Origin of the sequence: Sphingomonas sp. CCH9-F2 (assembly GCF_001556735.1) — a bacterium.
Classification (GTDB): Bacteria; Pseudomonadota; Alphaproteobacteria; order Sphingomonadales; family Sphingomonadaceae; genus Sphingomonas; species Sphingomonas ginsenosidimutans.
In genome coordinates this window covers 1-444 of the sequence record NZ_LSJO01000645.1, presented here as the reverse complement: position 1 = coordinate 444, position 444 = coordinate 1, and the positions used below count along the sequence as shown (strand labels likewise).

Genomic DNA, 444 nt, shown 5'->3' with positions numbered 1-444 from the left:
CCACCGCACTCGGCGGCGGGAACAGGCGTGTCGGTCATCGGGCGAGGTCCTGGACGGGGGCGAAGCCGCCGCCGAGTGCGGTGGCAAGCTGGGCGCGCGCGGCGAGCGCGTCGATCGAACGGTTGGCGGCGGCCAGATCGGCGTCGAGCAGGCGGACGTCGTTGTCGACCAGGTCGAGCCGGCTGTTGAGTCCGCTGGCGACGCGCACCGCGTTGAGGCGGTTCGTTTCGCCCAGCGCGCGCTGGATGTCGGCGGTGCGCGCCCGCGCGGCATCGGCGGCGCGGACGCGCGCGACCGCGTCCGCCGCCTCGCGCGCGGCGGCGACGACCGCGCCGTTATAGGCGGCGGTGGCGGCGTCGAGCGCGGCGGTGGCGCCGGCCAGATCGGCCTTGCGCCGCCCGGCGTCGAACAGCGGCAGGTGGATCGCCGCGCCCGCGCCGGCGG

The 444-nt window shown here is 77.9% G+C and carries 1 protein-coding gene; it reads right to left on the bottom strand.

Annotated features, from left to right (window positions below; all coding sequences use genetic code 11):
• Positions 1-34: 34 nt before the first annotated feature.
• Positions 35-444 (bottom strand): TolC family protein (locus AX685_RS18135; protein WP_197418693.1); only part of this gene is annotated, 410 nt, incomplete at its 5' end.